The organism is Winogradskyella bathintestinalis (genome assembly GCF_030407435.1).
Taxonomy (GTDB): domain Bacteria; phylum Bacteroidota; class Bacteroidia; order Flavobacteriales; family Flavobacteriaceae; genus Winogradskyella; species Winogradskyella bathintestinalis.
In genome coordinates this window covers 580,064-599,540 of the sequence record NZ_JASDDK010000001.1, presented here as the reverse complement: position 1 = coordinate 599,540, position 19,477 = coordinate 580,064, and the positions used below count along the sequence as shown (strand labels likewise).

Annotated in this window: 18 protein-coding genes; 11 read left to right on the top strand and 7 right to left on the bottom strand. The window is 31.3% G+C overall.

Annotated features, from left to right (window positions below; translation table 11 throughout):
• Nucleotides 1-22: 22 nt before the first annotated feature.
• The 6 genes from QMA06_RS02375 to QMA06_RS02350 all read left to right on the top strand — a co-directional run bounded on the left by QMA06_RS02375 (nt 23) and on the right by QMA06_RS02350 (nt 7,548).
• Nucleotides 23-883, top strand: coding sequence for an MBL fold metallo-hydrolase (locus QMA06_RS02375; RefSeq protein ID WP_290205249.1), 861 nt, complete (start codon nt 23-25; stop codon nt 881-883).
• A gap of 22 nt (nt 884-905) precedes the next feature.
• Nucleotides 906-2,507: a S8 family peptidase gene (locus tag QMA06_RS02370; protein WP_290205248.1), complete on the top strand. Its 1,602-nt coding sequence runs from the start codon at nt 906-908 to the stop codon at nt 2,505-2,507.
• A gap of 160 nt (nt 2,508-2,667) precedes the next feature.
• Nucleotides 2,668-4,470: a M1 family metallopeptidase gene (locus QMA06_RS02365; RefSeq protein WP_290205247.1), complete on the top strand. Its 1,803-nt coding sequence runs from the start codon at nt 2,668-2,670 to the stop codon at nt 4,468-4,470.
• A 78-nt stretch (nt 4,471-4,548) separates the two neighbouring features.
• The gene (gene rnpA / locus QMA06_RS02360) at nt 4,549-4,923 is read left to right on the top strand and encodes a ribonuclease P protein component (protein WP_290205754.1); all 375 of its coding nucleotides are present in this window, start codon (nt 4,549-4,551) and stop codon (nt 4,921-4,923) included.
• Between the two features lie 12 nt (nt 4,924-4,935).
• Nucleotides 4,936-6,570: a S41 family peptidase gene (locus QMA06_RS02355; protein WP_290205246.1), complete on the top strand. Its 1,635-nt coding sequence runs from the start codon at nt 4,936-4,938 to the stop codon at nt 6,568-6,570.
• A 138-nt stretch (nt 6,571-6,708) separates the two neighbouring features.
• Nucleotides 6,709-7,548: an OmpA family protein gene (locus QMA06_RS02350; protein ID WP_290205245.1), complete on the top strand. Its 840-nt coding sequence runs from the start codon at nt 6,709-6,711 to the stop codon at nt 7,546-7,548.
• 1 nt (nt 7,549) lies between these two features.
• On the opposite strand, the gene QMA06_RS02345 is transcribed toward QMA06_RS02350, so the two are convergent.
• The 7 genes from QMA06_RS02345 to rpiB form a co-directional block, all read right to left on the bottom strand.
• A complete protein-coding gene (locus QMA06_RS02345) occupies nt 7,550-7,993 on the bottom strand; it encodes a GNAT family N-acetyltransferase (protein ID WP_290205244.1) in 444 nt (147 codons plus the stop codon).
• A 22-nt stretch (nt 7,994-8,015) separates the two neighbouring features.
• Complete coding sequence (locus tag QMA06_RS02340) at nt 8,016-8,705, bottom strand: LytR/AlgR family response regulator transcription factor (protein ID WP_290205243.1); 690 nt, start codon at nt 8,703-8,705, stop codon at nt 8,016-8,018.
• Nucleotides 8,698-10,452 (bottom strand): sensor histidine kinase, encoded by a 1,755-nt coding sequence (locus tag QMA06_RS02335; protein WP_290205242.1) that lies wholly within the window; start codon nt 10,450-10,452, stop codon nt 8,698-8,700. The genes QMA06_RS02340 and QMA06_RS02335 overlap by 8 nt, the downstream gene beginning before the upstream one ends.
• A 104-nt stretch (nt 10,453-10,556) precedes the next feature.
• On the bottom strand, nt 10,557-10,694 hold the full coding sequence (locus QMA06_RS16500; RefSeq protein WP_407704294.1) for a T9SS type A sorting domain-containing protein: 138 nt from the start codon (nt 10,692-10,694) through the stop codon (nt 10,557-10,559).
• A gap of 174 nt (nt 10,695-10,868) precedes the next feature.
• Nucleotides 10,869-12,365, bottom strand: coding sequence for a LamG-like jellyroll fold domain-containing protein (locus tag QMA06_RS02330; RefSeq protein WP_290205241.1), 1,497 nt, complete (start codon nt 12,363-12,365; stop codon nt 10,869-10,871).
• A gap of 692 nt (nt 12,366-13,057) precedes the next feature.
• Nucleotides 13,058-13,972, bottom strand: coding sequence for a cation diffusion facilitator family transporter (locus QMA06_RS02325; RefSeq protein WP_290205240.1), 915 nt, complete (start codon nt 13,970-13,972; stop codon nt 13,058-13,060).
• Between the two features lie 48 nt (nt 13,973-14,020).
• Complete coding sequence (rpiB, locus tag QMA06_RS02320) at nt 14,021-14,455, bottom strand: ribose 5-phosphate isomerase B (RefSeq protein ID WP_290205239.1); 435 nt, start codon at nt 14,453-14,455, stop codon at nt 14,021-14,023.
• A gap of 777 nt (nt 14,456-15,232) precedes the next feature.
• Between rpiB and rnr the strand changes: the two genes are divergently transcribed.
• The 5 genes from rnr to QMA06_RS02295 all read left to right on the top strand — a co-directional run bounded on the left by rnr (nt 15,233) and on the right by QMA06_RS02295 (nt 19,459).
• A complete protein-coding gene (rnr, locus tag QMA06_RS02315) occupies nt 15,233-17,428 on the top strand; it encodes a ribonuclease R (RefSeq protein WP_290205238.1) in 2,196 nt (731 codons plus the stop codon).
• A 20-nt stretch (nt 17,429-17,448) separates the two neighbouring features.
• Entirely contained in the window at nt 17,449-18,042 is a 594-nt protein-coding gene (locus QMA06_RS02310; RefSeq protein ID WP_290205237.1) for a hypothetical protein, read from the top strand.
• A 173-nt stretch (nt 18,043-18,215) separates the two neighbouring features.
• The gene (locus tag QMA06_RS02305) at nt 18,216-18,542 is read left to right on the top strand and encodes a YbjQ family protein (RefSeq protein WP_290205236.1); all 327 of its coding nucleotides are present in this window, start codon (nt 18,216-18,218) and stop codon (nt 18,540-18,542) included.
• 2 nt (nt 18,543-18,544) lie between these two features.
• Nucleotides 18,545-18,781, top strand: a complete 237-nt coding sequence (locus QMA06_RS02300; protein WP_290205235.1) for a hypothetical protein — start codon at nt 18,545-18,547, stop codon at nt 18,779-18,781.
• Nucleotides 18,782-18,790: 9 nt separating this feature from the next.
• Complete coding sequence (locus QMA06_RS02295) at nt 18,791-19,459, top strand: head GIN domain-containing protein (RefSeq protein ID WP_290205234.1); 669 nt, start codon at nt 18,791-18,793, stop codon at nt 19,457-19,459.
• Nucleotides 19,460-19,477 lie beyond the last annotated feature (18 nt).

The following is a 19,477-nucleotide window of genomic DNA, read 5'->3' as shown; positions in this document are numbered from 1 at the left end:
GCAGGACTTTAAAAAACCGTCAATGCAGTTATACCCTATCCAATCTGGAAATTTTAAACTCGATGGTGGCGCTATGTTTGGTGTGGTGCCTAAATCGTTATGGCAACGTACCAATCCGGCGGATAACAATAATATGATTGACATTGCTGCACGTTGTCTATTAATTGAAGATGATAATCGTCTCATTTTAATCGATACTGGTATGGGTGATAAACAAAGTGATAAATTTTATGGTTACTATTATCGCTACGGTGACGATAGTTTAGATAAATCTTTGGCCGCACATGGTTTTCATCGCGATGATATTACAGATGTTTTTATGACTCATCTTCATTTTGATCATTGCGGAGGCAGTATTCAATGGAACATAGACCGAACAGGTTACGAACCCGCTTTTAAAAATGCGCACTTTTGGAGTAATGCAGAACATTGGAAATGGGCAACAGAACCTAACCGACGTGAAGTTGCATCATTTTTGAAAGAAAATATTTTACCAATGGAAGAAAGTGGTCAGTTAAAATTTACTGATGTACCTGAAAAACATATTTTAAAAGACTCCGCTTTAGGTTTCGATATTTTCTACGCTAACGGTCATACAGACAAACAAATGATTCCTATGATAAACTACAAAGGGAAAACCATCTGTTTTATGGCAGATTTATTACCTACCGTTGGTCACTTACCTTTACCTTTTGTAATGGGTTACGATACAAGACCACTGTTAACACTCAACGAAAAAGAATTATTTTTAAATAAGGCTGCGGATAAGAACTATTATTTATTTTTAGAGCATGACGCCCATAATGAAATTATTACAGTGAAGCATACCGAAAAAGGGGTGCGACTTAACGAAACATTTACTACAAACGATTTATTTAACTAAAAGCAATAAACAATAATTACACATGAAATTGAATTATAGATTAATAGCCTATTTAGGATTTGCAGGAACCTTATTTTTAGGATGTGGTGGTACATCGGAAGTACTTTCTACTCCAATTGAAAACATAGACGCTAACCCTTTAAAAGTCTCAGATTTAACTGATTCAGAAGCTAAAAATTGGGGCCATTTAGACCTAGTAAAAGATACGATTCCAGGTATGAGTGTCGACAAAGCTTATTCCGAAATCATTAAAACTAAAAAAGGGAAAAAAGTTATTGTTGCTGTCATTGATTCTGGTATAGACATCGATCACGAAGATCTAAGAAACGTACTTTGGACCAACAAAGATGAAAAACCAAACAATGGTATTGACGATGACAAAAATGGTTATATCGATGATGTTCACGGCTGGAATTTCTTAGGAGATGCCTACGATGAGCAATTGGAATTTGTGCGTATTTTAGCTTCTAAAGATGAAGCTAATCCAAGTTATGCTGCGGCAAAAGCACAATATGAAGAAGATTACCAAATGTGGACTGGTCGAAAAACACAATACGACCAAATTGCACAAACCGTAAATAGCGCACACGAAACTTTGACTAAACATTTTGGTAAAAGTGATTATACAATTAAAGAAGTTAATGCTATAAAAACTGAAGATCAGGCATTATCTCAAGCCATTCAAATTGCCAATGGTATGAATGGTAACGGATTGTCTTTAGCGGATGCAAAAGATGAGATTAATGGTGCTTTAGAGAGTATAAACGAACGTTTAAATTTCAACTTAAATAAAGATTTTTCTGGTCGTACTACGAATGATGACATTAATGATATAACTGATATTGGTTACGGTAATGGAAATGTTAAGCCTGTAAAAAAATCAGAATCCCATGGCACGCACGTAGCTGGTATAATTGCAGCAGAGCGTAATAATGGTAAAGGAGCTAATGGCGTAGCAAACAATGTAGAAATTATGTCTATAAGAGCAGTGCCAAATGGTGATGAATACGATAAGGATGTCGCTCTAGCTATACGTTATGCCGTAGATAATGGTGCAAAGGTAATTAACGGTAGTTTTGGTAAATCATTTTCTCCTCATGCAGAATGGGTAAGGGATGCTATTAAATACGCTTCAGACAATGATGTTGTATTTGTACATGCAGCAGGTAACTCTAGTGAAGATATCGATGTTGAACCTAATTTTCCTGACGATAACGTAAATTTTGTAGAAGTTTCCTCTTCGTATATTAGAGTCGGTTCTTTAGCTTCTAAATATGGTTCTAAAATGGTTTCAAGTTTTTCTAATTTCGGAAAAAAGAATGTTGACGTTTTTGCACCAGGATCTGCTATCTATTCTACATTTCCAGAAAATGAATATAAAAGTATAAGCGGAACATCTATGGCGTCTCCAGCGGTTGCAGGTGTTGCAGCACTTATACGTTCTTATTATCCAAAATTAACAGCGACACAAGTAAAACAAGTAATTATCGACTCTGGTTTGCCAATAGCAACCAAAGTTGTGGTTGGTGGAGATGCTTCTAATATTCGCCCATTTGCTGATTTATCAAAAACAGGACGAATAGTTAATGCTTATAACGCCTTAATTATGGCTTCAAAATTATAATACAGATTATTAATTTTTAAATTATTAAAAGATGAAGTTGTGTAGTAATAGTGAATTTACTATCATTAACTTCATCTTTTTATTAATTCTATTATGATGATCTAATCCGTTGTACCTACTGGAAAAAATTATTAGTAATGTCAATTTAAAACCTTTTTTTATGAAATATTTCATATTTAGTCTCGTATCTTTTTTTGTTATAACATCTTGTGGTACTGCAAATCAAATAACTAACGAAAGCCAAGCTTCAAGAGTTACAAATAGTGATTACTGGCAGCAACACGTCGATTATTCCATGGAAATTGATATGGATGTTAACAACTATCAATATAAAGGAAAACAAAAATTGGTCTATACCAATAATTCCCCAGATGTATTAAATCGTGTCTATTACCATTTGTACTTTAATGCCTTTCAGCCGGGTAGTGAAATGGATGTACGTTCGCGTACCATACAGGATCCTAGTCCTAAAATTGGCGATCGTATAAGTAAACTTCAACCAAATGAAATTGGATATATTAAAGTGAATTCACTTAAACAGAATGGAACAGTGATAGCACATAAAACCGTCGGAACCGTTTTAGAAGTACACTTAAAGAATCCTATTCAACCTGGTGAAAAAGTAACTTTTGATATGGATTTTGATGCGCAAGTGCCTATTCAAATTCGTCGTTCTGGTAGAGACAACTCAGAAGGTGTTGCTTTATCTATGTCGCAATGGTATCCAAAACTAGCGGAATACGATGATGAAGGCTGGCATGCAGATCCTTACATCGGACGAGAATTTCACGGTGTTTGGGGAGATTTTGATGTCAAATTAACCATCGACAAAGATTACGTTGTTGGCGGCACAGGTTATCTTCAAGGAGAACCAACTGACAAATCTGGCAAAAAAACCTATCATTTTAAAGCCCCTAAAGTACACGATTTCACTTGGGCTGCCGATCCGGACTTTATCCATGATACCCTTCAAATGCCAAATGGACCTTTACTCCATTTCTACTATAAAAAAGATTTAGATCAAGAATATCTAGATAATTGGAAAAAATTACCATCTGATACTGCTCTATTAATGGAGTTCTTTAATGAGAATATTGGTGAATATCCTTACGACCAATATTCGGTTATACAAGGTGGTGATGGTGGTATGGAATATGCTATGAGCACGCTCATTACAGGTGAGCGAAAATACGGCAGTTTATTAGGTGTTACAGCACACGAATTGGCACATACGTGGTTTCAATTTTTATTAGCCACAAACGAATCTAAGCACGAATGGATGGACGAAGGTTTTACAAGTTATATTTCTACTTTAGCCATGAACGCCCTTAACAATAATAAAAATCCAAATCCTTTAGATAGAACTTATCGTGGTTATATTGCATTGGCGAATTCTGGTGTTGAACAACCTTTAACCACGCATTCTGATCGTTATGCAACTAATAGAGTATATGGTACAGCTGCTTATAGTAAAGGTGCAGTGTTTTTAGCACAATTAGGTTATGTTATTGGAGAAGATAACTTAAAGAAAACTATTAAAAAATATTTCGATAATTTTTCATTCAAACACCCTAAACCATTCGATATTATTAGAACCGCAGAACGCCTTACAGATTTTGAACTCGATTGGTATTTTATAGATTTTGCACAAACAACTAATACCATTGATTATGGTGTAAAATCCGTTGAAAATAATACCATCACTTTAGAGCGCATTGGTTTAATGCCAATGCCAATAGATCTTACTGTAACATATAACGATGGCACTATAGAAAACTACTATATTCCATTGAGAATGATGCGTGGCACAAAACCAACTTCAGCGACGATAATTGATGATTGGGCTTGGGCAATGCCAACTTATACTTTTGATGCTAAAAAGGCCGTTAAATCAGTTGAGATTGACGCCTCACAGATGATGGCAGATGTTAATCGTGAGAATAATGTTTTCACAAAAGAATAACCAACAGTAATATATTTGAAGTAAAACCGTATCAAATTGATACGGTTTTTTATTTTTGTTAAACCTGAAGCTATTAATGTGAACTTCAATTATTCGAAAAAAGATAAACTAAAAAGTAAAAAAGTTATCGAACGACTTTTTACTGAAGGAAAGGCTGTTACAGCTTATCCGTTACGACTTATATATCTTAAAACAGATTTTGAGGATGGATCACAATTAAAAACTGGAGTTTCCGTAAGCAAACGATTGCATAAAACGGCGGTATCTAGAAATAGAATAAAACGTTTACTTCGCGAAGCGTACAGACTTAATAAACCACTTCATTTTAACAATAGTTCTGCTTCTTATGCGTTTATGATTTTGTACCTTAGTAAAGATCAAACAACGCTTGATAAACTAGATACAAATATGAAAATATTGTTTCGGAAATTTACCGAAAAAACTGCGGACTAACTCAATGAACAAATGAAAAAATCGCTTTATAAGAAAATAGTATTTCCTGCTGTAGCCGTACTTTTCTTCTTTGGTACAACAGCATTTAAAAACGACTTTTTTGAAATTGCCAAACAAATAGAAATATTTACGACGCTTTTTAAAGAAATTAATATGAATTATGTAGATGATACCAATCCTGGCGAACTTATGGATACGGCCATAAAAAGTATGCTAGATGATTTAGATCCCTATACACAATTTTATAATGAACAAGATGTAGAAGCGTCTAGAATTAACAACGCGGGCGATTATACAGGTATCGGAGCTAGGGTGCTTACCTTAGAGAACAAATTGGTTATAATAGAACCCTATCAACATTATGCTGCTGATAAGGCGGGACTTAAAGCTGGAGATGAAATTATAAAAGTAGATAACGTAAATGTTGCCGATTTTAAAGACGATGCTGCCAACTTATTACAAGGGGCTGCTGGTACAGAAGTTTCTATTACCTACAAGCGTCAAGGCAAAACTAATACAGTTAAAATTATTAGAGAATCTCAAGAAATTAAAGCGGTACCCTACTATGCGATGGTAGATGAGAAAACAGGCTATGTGGTGTTAAGAAAATTTAATGATAAAGCCTCTTCAGAAACTATTAGAGCAATAAAAGCATTAAAAAACCAAGGAGCAACACAATTAATTTTAGATCTTAGAGGAAATCCCGGCGGATTGCTTCATGAGGCTGTTAACGTAACCAATATTTTTGTTCCAAAAGATCAATTGGTCGTTACCACCAAGTCTAAAGTTAAAAAATATAACAAAACCTATTATACAAAACGCGAAGCCATTGATACCGAAATTCCATTAGTGGTATTAATTGATGGTCATAGTGCTTCGGCAAGCGAGATTGTTTCGGGTGCATTACAAGATATGGATCGTGCTGTGGTCGTAGGAACGAGAAGTTTCGGAAAAGGCTTAGTACAGCGACCAAAGCCTTTAACTTATGGTACACAAATGAAAATTACCATTTCAAGATACTATACGCCTTCGGGTCGTTGTATTCAGGCCTTAGACTATTGGAATCGTGATGCAGACGGAAAAGCTACAAGAACCCAACAAGAAAATTACAATGCTTTTAAAACTAGAAACGGTCGCAATGTTTTTGATGGAGGCGGTGTACAACCCGATATTGAAGTCGAATTTGCAAAACAAACTCCGATCACCAAAGCCATATCTAATGAAAATTTAGTTTTTAACTTTTCAACTGATTATTATTACAGTCATAATATTGAAGATTTACAAAATTTTGAAGTTACGGATTCAGACTTCAAAGCATTTAAAACATTTATAAAAGCTAATAATTTTAATTTTGAAACAAAAACAGAAAAAGCGTTAACAAATGCTATATATGTAGCAAAAGAAGAAGAACTCGATGCCGTAATTGCTTCAGATTATAAAGATTTGACTGATGCTTTACATTCGTATAAAGCTAATGCCGTTGAAGCCAATAAAACCCAATTAAAATCATTGCTAACTGACGAGATTATTAAACGTTATTTTTACAGTGAAGGTTTATATGACTATTACACCACACATAATGCTGAAATAAAAAAAGCTCTGAGTATCATTAATAATCCAACGCAATATGCGAGTATTTTGAGATAGAAATTTATTTTTTTTATATTTAGAGTCAAATTATAAATGAAACCGACGTAATTATAATCGTTTTTTTATATTCAAATAGAAAATTATATAATTATAAGCGTTTATGTGAGACCCTTTTGAAACAATATAAAACAACACATGAGACCCCTAATTGTTTTTTTATGCCTATGTTTTCAGCTCTCTTTTTCTCAAAAAGAATTGAAGCATGAGGTCTATTTTGAAACTGATCAACACGATATTCCAGAAACCGAAGAGAGTAGGTTACTCCTATTTTTATCTAAAATTGAAGATATAGATATTGAAAAGATTTCCATCTATGGTTTTACTGACGATAGAGGAAGTGATAATTACAATTTAGTGCTATCGCAAAATCGTGCAGATGCAATAAAAGAAGTGTTTTCTAATAATGAATTTGATGAATCGGTAATTACTAACGTTGATGGTAAAGGTGAAATTTTAGTAAATATTATTCGCGAAGAAAACTTGAGTAAAATTCGTGGTTTAAATCGTAAAGTTGAAATAATTGTTACCCCTGTTTTTCCGCCAAAACCCAAAGAAGTCATACCAGAAAAAGTAAATACGGAAGATATTCTAAACGGAGATCTGAAAGAAGGGGATAAGATTTTACTCGAAAATTTGCTATTTAGAACCGGTTATAGCTATTTAACCAAAGATTCTAAGCTTGTACTAGATAAGATTGCTGAAATACTTGCAAAACGCACCAATATATATTTCACTATTGAAGGTCATGTTTGTTGTACACAAGGTAATAGAGATGCTGTAGATAGAAAAACTAAAAAAAGAAATCTTTCAGTGGCTAGAGCTAAATACGTTTATGATTATTTGGCTAAAAAAGGTGTAAAACATTACCGAATGAAATTTGCTGGTATGCGAAGAAAACAACCGCTGGGTGGTGAACCAGAACTAGATAGACGGGTTGAAATCTTGGTGACTCGTATTTACGATAAATCTAATTAATCTAAGTGCGTAACATAGCAATATGCGGAATGCCATCTTCTAAATATTCTTCTCCTGATTCAAAAAATTCTAAATTATTATAAAATTTCTTTAAATAACATTGCGCTGAAATTTTGATTTCGGTCTCATTATACTGTGCTTTAATAGCTTCTATTGAAGCTTTCATTATAGCATTTCCAAATTTATACTCTCGTTCTTTTTTAACTACAACTACGCGGCCAATACTAGCTTCCTCAAAATAATAACCTGGCTTAAATACTCTTGTATAAGCCACTAATTTTTCATTTTTATAACCTAAAACATGAAGTGCCTTTTGATCCTTTCCGTCTATATCTTGATACACACAATCTTGTTCTACTACAAAGACTTCACTTCTTAATTGAAGTAGATCGTAGAGTTGTTGCGTAGTTAATTCTCTAAAAGTTTTAGTTTCTATTTTAAGCATTTAATTTTGTAATCAATGATTTCTAATTTTGAAAAAACGAACGTTCTAATTGTTGTTTATAAATCTTAGAAAGTTTAAATTCAATAGTATCTAATTCTACAATATTACCATGTACTGCCTTTATATAATTAAGATTTACAACTGTACTTCTGTTAACTTTAACCAAACTATCTTTTGGAAATAACGTTAATATATGATCTATTGAAGCACGTACTAATAAATTATCCGTAGTAGCAAAATACAACTGCAAATATACGTGGTCTGATTTTATATACATTAAATCATCAACATCAATACTATAAATAGATTTCCCAATTTTCAATTCAAAAATTGAACTATTATTCTTAATTTTTTTAGTTACTAAATTTAAGGCCGTTACAATATCTATTTGCTTAAAGGGTTTAGATAAATACGCATTTGGTTCGGTTGCTTCTAATTGTTTTAAAGTAGCCTGATCGCTATGAGAAGTTAAATAGATAAATGGTATTTGAGACGTATTATTAATATAATTGGCAATGTCTATACCGTTCTTAGAACTAGAAATTGTAACATCTAAAAGTACCAAATCTATCCGTTTAGTGTTCAATAATTCTATGGCTTGCTTATAATCTACAGCAATGCCAACACAACGGTAATTATAAGCTTCAATATAGCCTTTAATTAAATTAGCTATTAACAATTCGTCCTCTACAATTAGTATATTTCTAATCACTATGCTTGTATTTATTTATTTGAATATGGTAGGATGTTATCTCACGATTATATGTTCCCTTTAACTGTTTAATCATGCTATCGATAATAAGGAGACCCAAGCTCGATTTTTTATTATCAACTTCAAAAGCCTTACCGTTATCCAAATAGTCGATGTGAAGTTTATTATTAGCTTCTGCGATGGTTATAGAAATTAATAAATTATTTTGAACTTTGGCATGTTTGAGACTATTGGCTATTAATTCATTTATCAAAATACCTATTGGTACCGCAACATCCATAGTTACAAAAATTTCTGGAATTTGAGATCTAAAATTAACTGTTCTTCTATCTAAACGAATTAGTGATTTTGCTATTTTTTGGATATAGTCATTTAAATTTTGAGCATCTTCTAAATCCCTACCTGATTTAAAATGCATCATTTGTTCATGTACAATTGAAATCGCTTCTATACGTTGCTGTAAAGACACAAACTTAGATTTATAGAATTCATCTTCTATCTCTTGCTTCTGAAAATTTATTAAACTTAATACTAAGGATAAATTATTTTTAACACGATGATTTAATTCTTTGAGAAGCAGTTCTTTTTCTTTTATACTAACTTGAAGTGCTTTATTTTTTGTATTAATATTTTTTTTGGCGAGTTTCACTACTTGATTTCTTTTTTTAAGTAGAATAACGGAAATGATAAAGGCAATCAAAACTATTACCAAACTGTAAATAGCCCATTTTAACTTAGTGTTAAAATCATTTATTTTCTTATTGTTTATTTCAAGTTGTGCTTTATCAATTTCCTCTTTTTCAATTTCAAATTGATATTCTAATGCTCTAACATTCAACGCTTGCTTATCTAAATTGGTCTCTTGGAATAATTTATGATACGTTTCAAAATTGATTAAAGCAGAATCCAATTTATTTTCGGCTTTAAAAATTGAAGCTCTTAATTGATACGCTTCATTATATGCAAAGAAATAGGGGAATGGTTTTGCATATACCATAATTGAATCCGTATAATGTAAGGCACTTTGATAATCTTTCAGTTTAAAATTCAATTTACTCAAGTTAAAATACATTGCAGATGTACCTAAAGAATCGTGATGCGATTTATAATGGTGTAACGCTTTGTAATAGTAGTCCGTTTGCTTTTGGTAATCTGCATTTGTAAAAAATCCTTTTAGCATATAAGATACCGCTAAAGCATCATAGTGATTATTTGCTTTAGAAAAGGACAATGCTTGGTTTATATAATTTTCTGCAATGGTATCCATATCTTGAATTCTATATAAAGATCCGTAACGATATAATAGCTCGGCCTTTAATTCACTCTTATGAAAGCTAGAATCGCCTAAAATTTCAGAAGCCCTGTCTAATTCTAATTTACTCTTATCGAAAAGCTCTGTAATTTCGTACACCAGTGCACGTCGTAAATGAATAACAATTCTTAAATTTTTTGGTAGCTGGGAATCGGTTAATAATTTTGAAGAGTTAACTATAATAATATCATACATTTCAGCACTCAACATAGGAAATAATTTTACCGTATTTAAAGTTTGCCGTGCGAGTATACTTTTTTCGTTTTTAAGTAAAATGTCTATATAATCTAATCCTTCCGTTGGGCTGTGATTTCTAACATAGGTATTTGCTTCATTATATAGGTCGCTAAATCCATTAGATTGCGCAAAACCTATAAAACAACTTAAAATTAAAAGAATATGGATGATGATAAATTTCACTCTAAGTATTAACATATAACTATAAATTAAAACATAAAAATTTACTTTATTAAAACAATAAAGAGCCGCTATTATTAAACGACTCTTTACTTCCCTAGAAACAATAATTTACCTGGTCTCTAATTCTTAATGAACTTAAAGGTTTGTTGGTTATTGATGTTTAAAAAATATAGCCCGTTAGTTAAACCATTTACTCGGGTCGAGACATTAGAATCAATATAACCTTGCATTACTATTTTGCCTAGCACATTACTAATTTGATACGATTTTTTTTAAGTTAAACCATTAACATGCAATTCAAAATTGGTAATAGTTAAGTATTCAAATATAGAAACTGTGAGGTTAATACTTCCATCTAATTATATTAAATAAAAAACAGTCAGAGCGTTATAAATTAAACTTTTGACTGTTTTTAAAAAATTTACTTTATGTTATTTTTTTATAAATTTCAGAGTATTTTGCCCATTAATTTGTAAAAAATACATGCCATTTGTTAAGTTCTGAATATCAATTTTATCATTTTTAGATATAAAACCATTTTTAATTTTTGTTCCCTGTATATTATAAATTCTATAATTTTCTGTTTTTGATAGACCAGAAACTTGAATAAATTCATGAGCAGGTATTGGAAATAATGAAATTTCACTTCTATTTAAACTAAAATTATCTTCTAGTGATAATGTTGAAAAATCAACACCACCAACCCAATTAGAAGTCATACCAGTTAATTGAAAATTATTTAAAGTTCCAATTAAATTATTAGCAGATAAATCCATTAAAGTAGTTAATGACGTGTTGTCACCATTTGCTGTTCCTTGATTAAAATTATAATATGCGACTAATCCAATTTCATTTCCTGTTAATTCCGTATTATAATTATCTAAAATATCAGAATCCGATATTGCTATATTCCATATTCTAACTTCATCTATATTTCCATTAAAAGAATTTGATCCGTTCCATTTTCCAATTTTTACAGTAGAAGTAGAGACATCAATATTCCCAGTTTGAGGTACCGTAGTATTAGGCACACCATTTATATATAATTTCATAGAAGTTCCATTATAAACAGCTGAAATATGAGACCAAGTATTAAGTGGTATTGCACTTATTGAATTAACAGAAACCCAAGTATCATTTATTTTAAGGTCAAAATAAACAACTCCATTGATTGTTCTTAATAAATAGGAATCTCGGTAAACAGAATCTCCAAATTTTGTAATAATATTGTTTTCTCCTGTAAGTTGTGTAGAATATACTGATGCTTCTAATGTAATTTGAGAAGTTATATCGAAAATTGCATTGTTACCTAATTCAACATAATCATCATTTCCATCAAAATTTAACGCATTATTTCCACTTAAATTTGGTGCTACATAAGTTTGTAAATAAAAATCACCAGGGTATATTACACATCCCGGGTCGTAAGCTGTACCTCCTGAATACGTTCCCCCACAATTAGCTTCATTTTCTAAATGCCATCGTATAAAAACACTTCTATCTTCATCTGGCATAAAGGGATCAATAGTACAAGGTTGGTTAGGATTAACCGAAAGCTCTAAAGTGTAAACCTCTCCAGAAGTAACTATTGCAGGTGTAGTAAAAATAATCTCTTTTATTGATAATGATGAACCTGTTGCAAAAGAAAATGATTGTGTAGTTAACAATTGACCAGCACAAGTACCTTGATAAATTTTAGCTGTACCATTAACTATAGAAGTTTCAGTACAAGCATCAATACTAATACCAACCCCTACTTTAGTTAAATTTCCATTTAAGCCCGAAGTGAAAGATTGAGATAGTTCACTATCATCTGCAATGCCAATGTAACTACCGCAGTTCCCAGTAAAATTGACATCTAATGTTTGTGAACTTAAATTAAAAATAGTAAAAAATAAAAATGAGGTTAAAAGGTAAATTTGTTTCATAAATGTTTAATTAATTTAATTGTTTATATTTCGTTTTAAATTTTTTCTAAAAAAGTAACAGCAATATTTTCTGATATTACAATTGCAGAACTTAAGATTATTAGTATTACAAATATTTTGCTTCTATAAGTGGATTCCTTATTCATATTTTCTATAGTATTGACGGTTTTAGATAAGAGAATGGGGCTATTACTATTTATTATTTAATTAGGAACATTTCATTACTTAAATGATTTTTATAAAAATTTGTGTATTAACAATTTTTGAAAAATACTGTGTATTCTTAGTCAGCATTAATGTTTTTAATTAGGTCAATTATTATTATTACAGAGCAAGTGTATGATTTTAGCTATAAAATTTAAAAAAAATGATACGAAACGTGGGCTTTTGTTCTAAAACTATAAGAAAGTGCATTTCGTCGATGTTTTTAATGAATAGCAACATCTATAAAAATTTCAGCAGAAGCTATGACATAAAGCACTCTTTATTATGTAACAGCAATGTTTTGGTAGCACAGTTTTACTCTACTACAAAGATTTCACTTCTTAGTAAGTGTTAATTGTAGAGTAGTTGATTCTCGGAAAGTTTTGGATGTAATTCTCAATATAATTAATGTATCCTCATTGCTAAGTCGTGCAAAAGTGTGGTATCGTTATGTTATTTATTACGAGATATAAGTTTCTGCAGGGCTCTTAATCTTGAACAATAATATCTTTAGCATCCGTTTTACTAAATTCTGGTTGAATATTAACATGATTGATATCGTAATTATGATATATAAATTCTTCAATTTTATTCAGAATAACGTCAAATTCAGATAATAAAATGTCCTTTTCAAAATCAATATGAGCTTCAAAATGAATTTCTTCTTCGTTCAATTGCCATACATGTACGTGATGTACATTTTTAATAGCATCAAAACCATTTAGTTTATTAACAATATCATCTATAGGAATGGCATCTGGTGTAAATAGCATCAATACTTTGGTCGATGCTTTTAATAAATCGAATCCCATCCAAATTAGATAAATGGCAATTGCGAAAGTCAAAACACTATCGATCCACCAAATTTGATAAAATTTCATCAGCAACCCCCCAACTAAAACGGCCACACTCGCCATCATATCTGTTAACAAATGAAGGTAAGCACTCTTCATATTCATGTTATCGTCCGCATTTTTTTTTAATAACAACACGCTAAAACCATTACCTAAAATAGCAACTATAGATAACCAAATTACTAAGTTATATTCTATTTGTTGTGGACTCTGAAAACGTTCAGCAGCTTCTATAATAAGAAGTACTGCAACAATGATTAAAGTAGAAGCATTAATAAAAGCGGCTAAAATTTCGGCTCGTTTATAACCAAAGGTGCGTTTTAAAGACGCTTTTCGTTTTACTAATTTATTAGCAATGTAACTTATCAATAAAGATACGACATCGCTAAAATTATGAAGTGCATCACTCAGTAAGGCCAAGCTACCAGACAATACACCTCCAATTATTTGTGCAATTGTAATAGCAATATTAAGTGCAATGGAGATGATAAGATTACGACCATTAAGATCGTGTGTGTGTGCATGATTATGAGAATGTGAATGACTCATATTTTTAGCAATTTTAAATTGGTATCTAATTTATAACCAATTGAAATTTTAGCAGGATAATGGAATTTTATCCACCCGATTTTGATGACGACCACCTTCAAATTTAGTGTTTAAAAAAGTATCTACCATTTTAAGCGCTTGTGGAATCGACGTAAATCGCGCAGGAATACAGATAATATTTGCATTATTATGTAAACGTGTTAATTCTGTGATTTCATTGGTCCAACATACACCTGCTCTAACATGTTGATATTTATTGGCTGTCATAGCCACACCATTGGCACTTCCACAGATAAGAATACCAAAATCTACTTTTTTAGCTTCGACATCTTTAGCGACTGGATGTACAAAATCTGGATAATCTACACTATCTAATGTATCGGTTCCGTAGTTATTAACAGTATAACCTTTATTTTCTAAATGTTTTACGATAGCAAATTTATAATCTGGACCTGCGTGATCGTTTCCTATTGAAATGTTCATTCCTTAACTGTTAAGTCATTATAAAGAAGCGCGACAATATTATTAAAGATTTAATAATATTTTCTAACCTCATAATAACAATTATTTATTTAATTTTAGAACACAAAGTTACAAATAATAAAAGTCGGTTAATAGAAACACTCATTACTTGTTAATAACTGTTCACAAGTCTTTAAAAATAAAATTAGGTTTATCCATAAATTTTTACAAACCAAAATACAGATGAGATAACCTAATTAGTTAGCGGTTTTTTTAAAAGAAGTTATTAAACATCATTTGTAATGAAATGAACAGTATTTTTAAAAATACATATAAGCTAATTCTATTAACATCGGTTATTAACAGTTGTTAATAGCTTTTGAAATTCGCTTTAAAATGAAGTACTTATATGTAAATTTAATGTTAACTAAATTGTAGTAAATTGTAAACTGTGAGTATTCAAAATAAAACTTCAAAAAGTTATAGCAGATATTAACAGACTATAATAACCACTATTTTATTTTTTAAAATTTAAAAGAAAAATGATAATATGTATATATATGTTGATAACATCAATTTTTATTAATTTAACCTTATCTAAACATGATTCAAAAATTATAATGTAACTTTGTACCAAACTTAATAACCTCTCTCCGCCCTAATTAGGTTTTAAAACAATACTGTCATTGCGAGTGTTACACTAAATGCAGACGTAGTGTAATAGTTTAGAATCTCATTTAAAATTCAGATTCTGCGTTTTATTCACAATGATAAATTCAATAATAGATTACAAATTAAATGACAAATAAGAAAAAAAGGAAATCATCAAATAATAAGATTTCCAACCTTACAAATACAATTCTTAGTATTTTAAAAAAAGATAGAAATCAAACTTATAATTATAAACAGATTGCAGCTAAATTAGGTGTTAATGACGCTAGTAGTCGCAATCAAATTATTAAGAAATTACAACAACTTAAAGCCAAGCAAGAGATTGAAGAAGTAGACCGTGGAAAATTTAAGGCTATCGTAAGTACCGAATATCATACAGGTATTTTAGATCTCGCTTCTAAAGGAAATGGTTATATTATTTCAGATGATTTTGAAAATGATGTTTTCATTGCTTCTAATAATATTAACAAAGCCTTACATGGTGATGAAGTAGAATTTTATGCTTACAAAAGAAAACATAGAGGCAAACAAGAAGGCGAAATAACCAATATTATAAAACGTGCAAAAACGGAATATGTGGGGACCATTCAAATTCACGATAAGAAGAATTTTGCCTTTGTAGTTCCTGATAGTAACAAAATGTACACTGATATTTTTGTACCTATCAATAAAACAATGAAAGCTGAAGATGGTTATAAAGTATTAGTTTCTTTCGAAGATTGGCCAGAGAAAGCAGATTCGCCTAACGGTAAAGTCATTGAGGTTTTAGGAAAACCAGGTGAACACAGTACAGAAATTCATGCTATTCTAGCAGAATACGGACTTCCTAGTGAATTTCCTAAAGAAGTTGAAGACTATGCCAATAACATAGATTTAGAAATTAGACCTGAAGAAATCGCTAAGCGACGTGATATGCGTAAAGATCTTACTTTTACCATAGATCCGAAGGATGCTAAGGATTTTGATGATGCTTTGTCATTTAAAGTATTAGATAACGGTTTATATGAAATAGGCATCCATATTGCAGATGTATCACATTATTTACAACCAGGAACGGTTTTAGATGATGAAGCTTACGAACGCGCAACATCAATTTATTTAGTAGATAGAGTAGTACCAATGTTACCAGAAGTATTATCTAATGGGGCTTGTTCATTACGTCCGCATGAAGAAAAATATACCTTTTCTGCGGTGTTTCAAATGAATGATAAATGTGAAATTAAAAATGATTGGTTCGGAAGAACGGTCACTTATTCTGATGCGCGTTTCGCTTACGAAGAAGCGCAAGCTATAATAGAATCTAAAACAAACGAAATTCCAAAAGAAGTTTCGCTTACAGGTAAGCCTTATAAAACTGACCAAGCGATAGCTGATGCTATTCTTAAAATGGATGAACTTGCCAAAAAAATGCGGTCACGAAGAATGCGAGAAGGAGCGATTTCTTTTGATAAGGTTGAAGTGAAATTCGATTTGGACGATGAAGCAAATCCAGTTGGTGTATTTTTTAAAACCAGTAAGGATGCTAATAAATTAATTGAAGAATTTATGTTATTGGCCAACCGAAAAGTATCGGAATTCGTTGGAAAGAAAAAACCAGAAAAAACCTTTGTTTACCGTGTTCACGATGAACCAGATGAATCAAAATTGGCTCAGCTTCAAACTGTTGTAGCACGTTTTGGACACAAATTGAACTTTAAAGATAAAGGCAGTATTGCATCCTCTTTAAATAATTTGCTTAAAAACGTTGAAGGTAAAAAAGAACAGAATTTAGTCGATACCTTGACGATTAGAACCATGTCTAAGGCCGAATATACTACGCATAACATTGGCCATTACGGATTAGCGTTCGATTATTATAGTCATTTTACTTCGCCAATTCGTCGTTATCCAGATGTGATGGCTCATCGCTTATTGCAACGGTATTTAGATGGCGAAAAATCAGCTAATGAAGAAGTTTACGAAGAGAAATGTAAACATTCTAGTAATATGGAATACTTAGCTACAAAAGCTGAGCGCGACTCCATTAAATACATGCAAATTCGATTTATGCAAGATCACCAAGATGAAGAATTTTTGGGTGTAATTTCGGGAGTTACAGATTGGGGAATTTATGTAGAGATCATCTCTAATAAATGCGAAGGTATGGTAAGTGTAAGGGATATGAAAGACGATCATTACCAGTTCGACCAAGATCAGTATGCTATGGTTGGTAAAAAAACAGGAACCATCTACCAACTTGGAGATGAAGTAATTGTAAAAGTTAAAAACACAGATTTAACTAAGAAACATTTGGATTTTTATATGGTGGGAAAGCCGGAATAAATTTAAAGTAGCAGACAAGAATGCAACCGAAAAAAATACTCATTATAATTGGTGTAATTCTACTTATAGTAATTGGATTTTTTTATGCTTATATGCATGCACTTGGTTCCGCTTGGGTAACTAATAAACCTGATAAAAGACCGTTTTATGTTACTACAAAACCAGTAACCATTAAAAATATAACGCTGCCCGAAGGGACGAAAATTATATATGAAAAGCAATACTTTTGGGAAAAATACGAACAAGAGAAATTGCTCAATGAGGAAGATATTACAATTGTTAACTTTAAGGAAGGAACGACAATAAATTGGGGTGGAGTACCAATCACATCAATTGTTAAGTTTTTTAATTCTGATATGAAAGGCTTCTCTGTTTATGCAGATTTCAATAAAATTAACAACCATAAAAAGTCGCAATTTTCTAATCTATGGCTAAGCTGTAATAGTGAGTTGGGAATAACTGTAGAAAATATAGAGGATTGGTCTTTTAATAAAGACAATATTTTAGATATTGAATCTTGTGGTGTTAATAACCAGCGATATTTTAAAGATGATAGTAAACAACAGAAGTTTTTAGACGAGTTGTTTAGTGAACTAATGAAAATTAAAGATTAAATATAAAAATTACATAAAGGTGCTCGGAGGTTTAGGTTATGGATTTGTAATGCTGAATTTTTGAAAATCTAATAAAAACAAAATTTAAAAATTTAGTATAATATACCGTGCAATCATATTCTAATAACAGCTCAATAACACTTAGATAAATTCATTTTATAATAATTAAATATATGATATTAACCACTACCAACTCAATAGAAAACCATAAAATTGTAGATTACTTAGGTATAGTTACTGGTATTTCGTATAATTCTTCGCACTCTTATGAAGGCAAAAAAATGTCTTTCAAAGATATGTTTAGCATGAAAAAATATTATGAAGTGTATGCCAAAGGATTGGAAAAAATTAAAGAAGAAGCATTTCAAAAACTTCGAGATAATGCGAAAGGGCTAGGTTCTAATGCCGTTGTTGGTATTCAAATAGATATCGAGACATTAGCCACTACAAATACATTAATTGTTTCAATTACAGGAACAGCAGTAAAAGTAGCCGTATAACCATGAAGACAGACACAAAAGCCGGCATATACGTTTTCATAATATTTGGCGTTACTTACCTATTGGTGAGATTCGGTATTCAAATGATGTTCGAAGACATCCATACGTATTTATTATCTGGAATTTCAGCGATAATAACTGTAATTCTATCACCACAGAGGCGAATAGTAAAAAAACAATCTGGAAACGAAATTCAGTTGAAATGGTTGTTCAGTAAAAAAGTAATTATCTTAAAATAAAAAACCCAAATGAAATATTACCTTATTATTTTCACATTCGTATTATCTTTTATAAGTCACTCTCAAACAATAGAGAAAAATGTTGGTGACTTTTCGACAGTTAAAGTATTCGATTTAATTCACCTTAAAATGATATCATCTGATGAAAATAAAGTGGTTATATCTGGTGAAAACTCACGAAATGTTGAAGTTGTTAACAACAACGGTACTCTTAAAATTAGAATGAATTTTAGAGAAATTTTCGATGGTAATCAAACTAATGTAACCTTGTATTACAATAATATCGATGTTATTGATGCTAATGAAGGAGCAAACATAACTGTAAATGACCAAATAAAACAATACGAAATTGACCTAAGTGTGCAAGAAGGTGGCGAAATCACAGCAGAGGTAGAAACCACTTACGCTAATTATAAAGCTGTTACAGGTGGTATTATTAATGTTACCGGAAGTTCAAAACACCAAGATATTTCAATTTATACTGGTGGCGTTTTTAATGGTAAGGATTTTATTACCGATAAAACTGAGGTAAGTATTAATGCGGCAGGTGAGGCGTATATTCATGCAAATACTTCCGTAGATGCCAAAGTAAAAGCTGGTGGTACAGTTTATATTTATGGTAATCCAACCGATGTTGATGAAAGTACCCTTCTTGGTGGTAGAATAAAACGTATGTAAATTCCGCTTAGTTTCTTA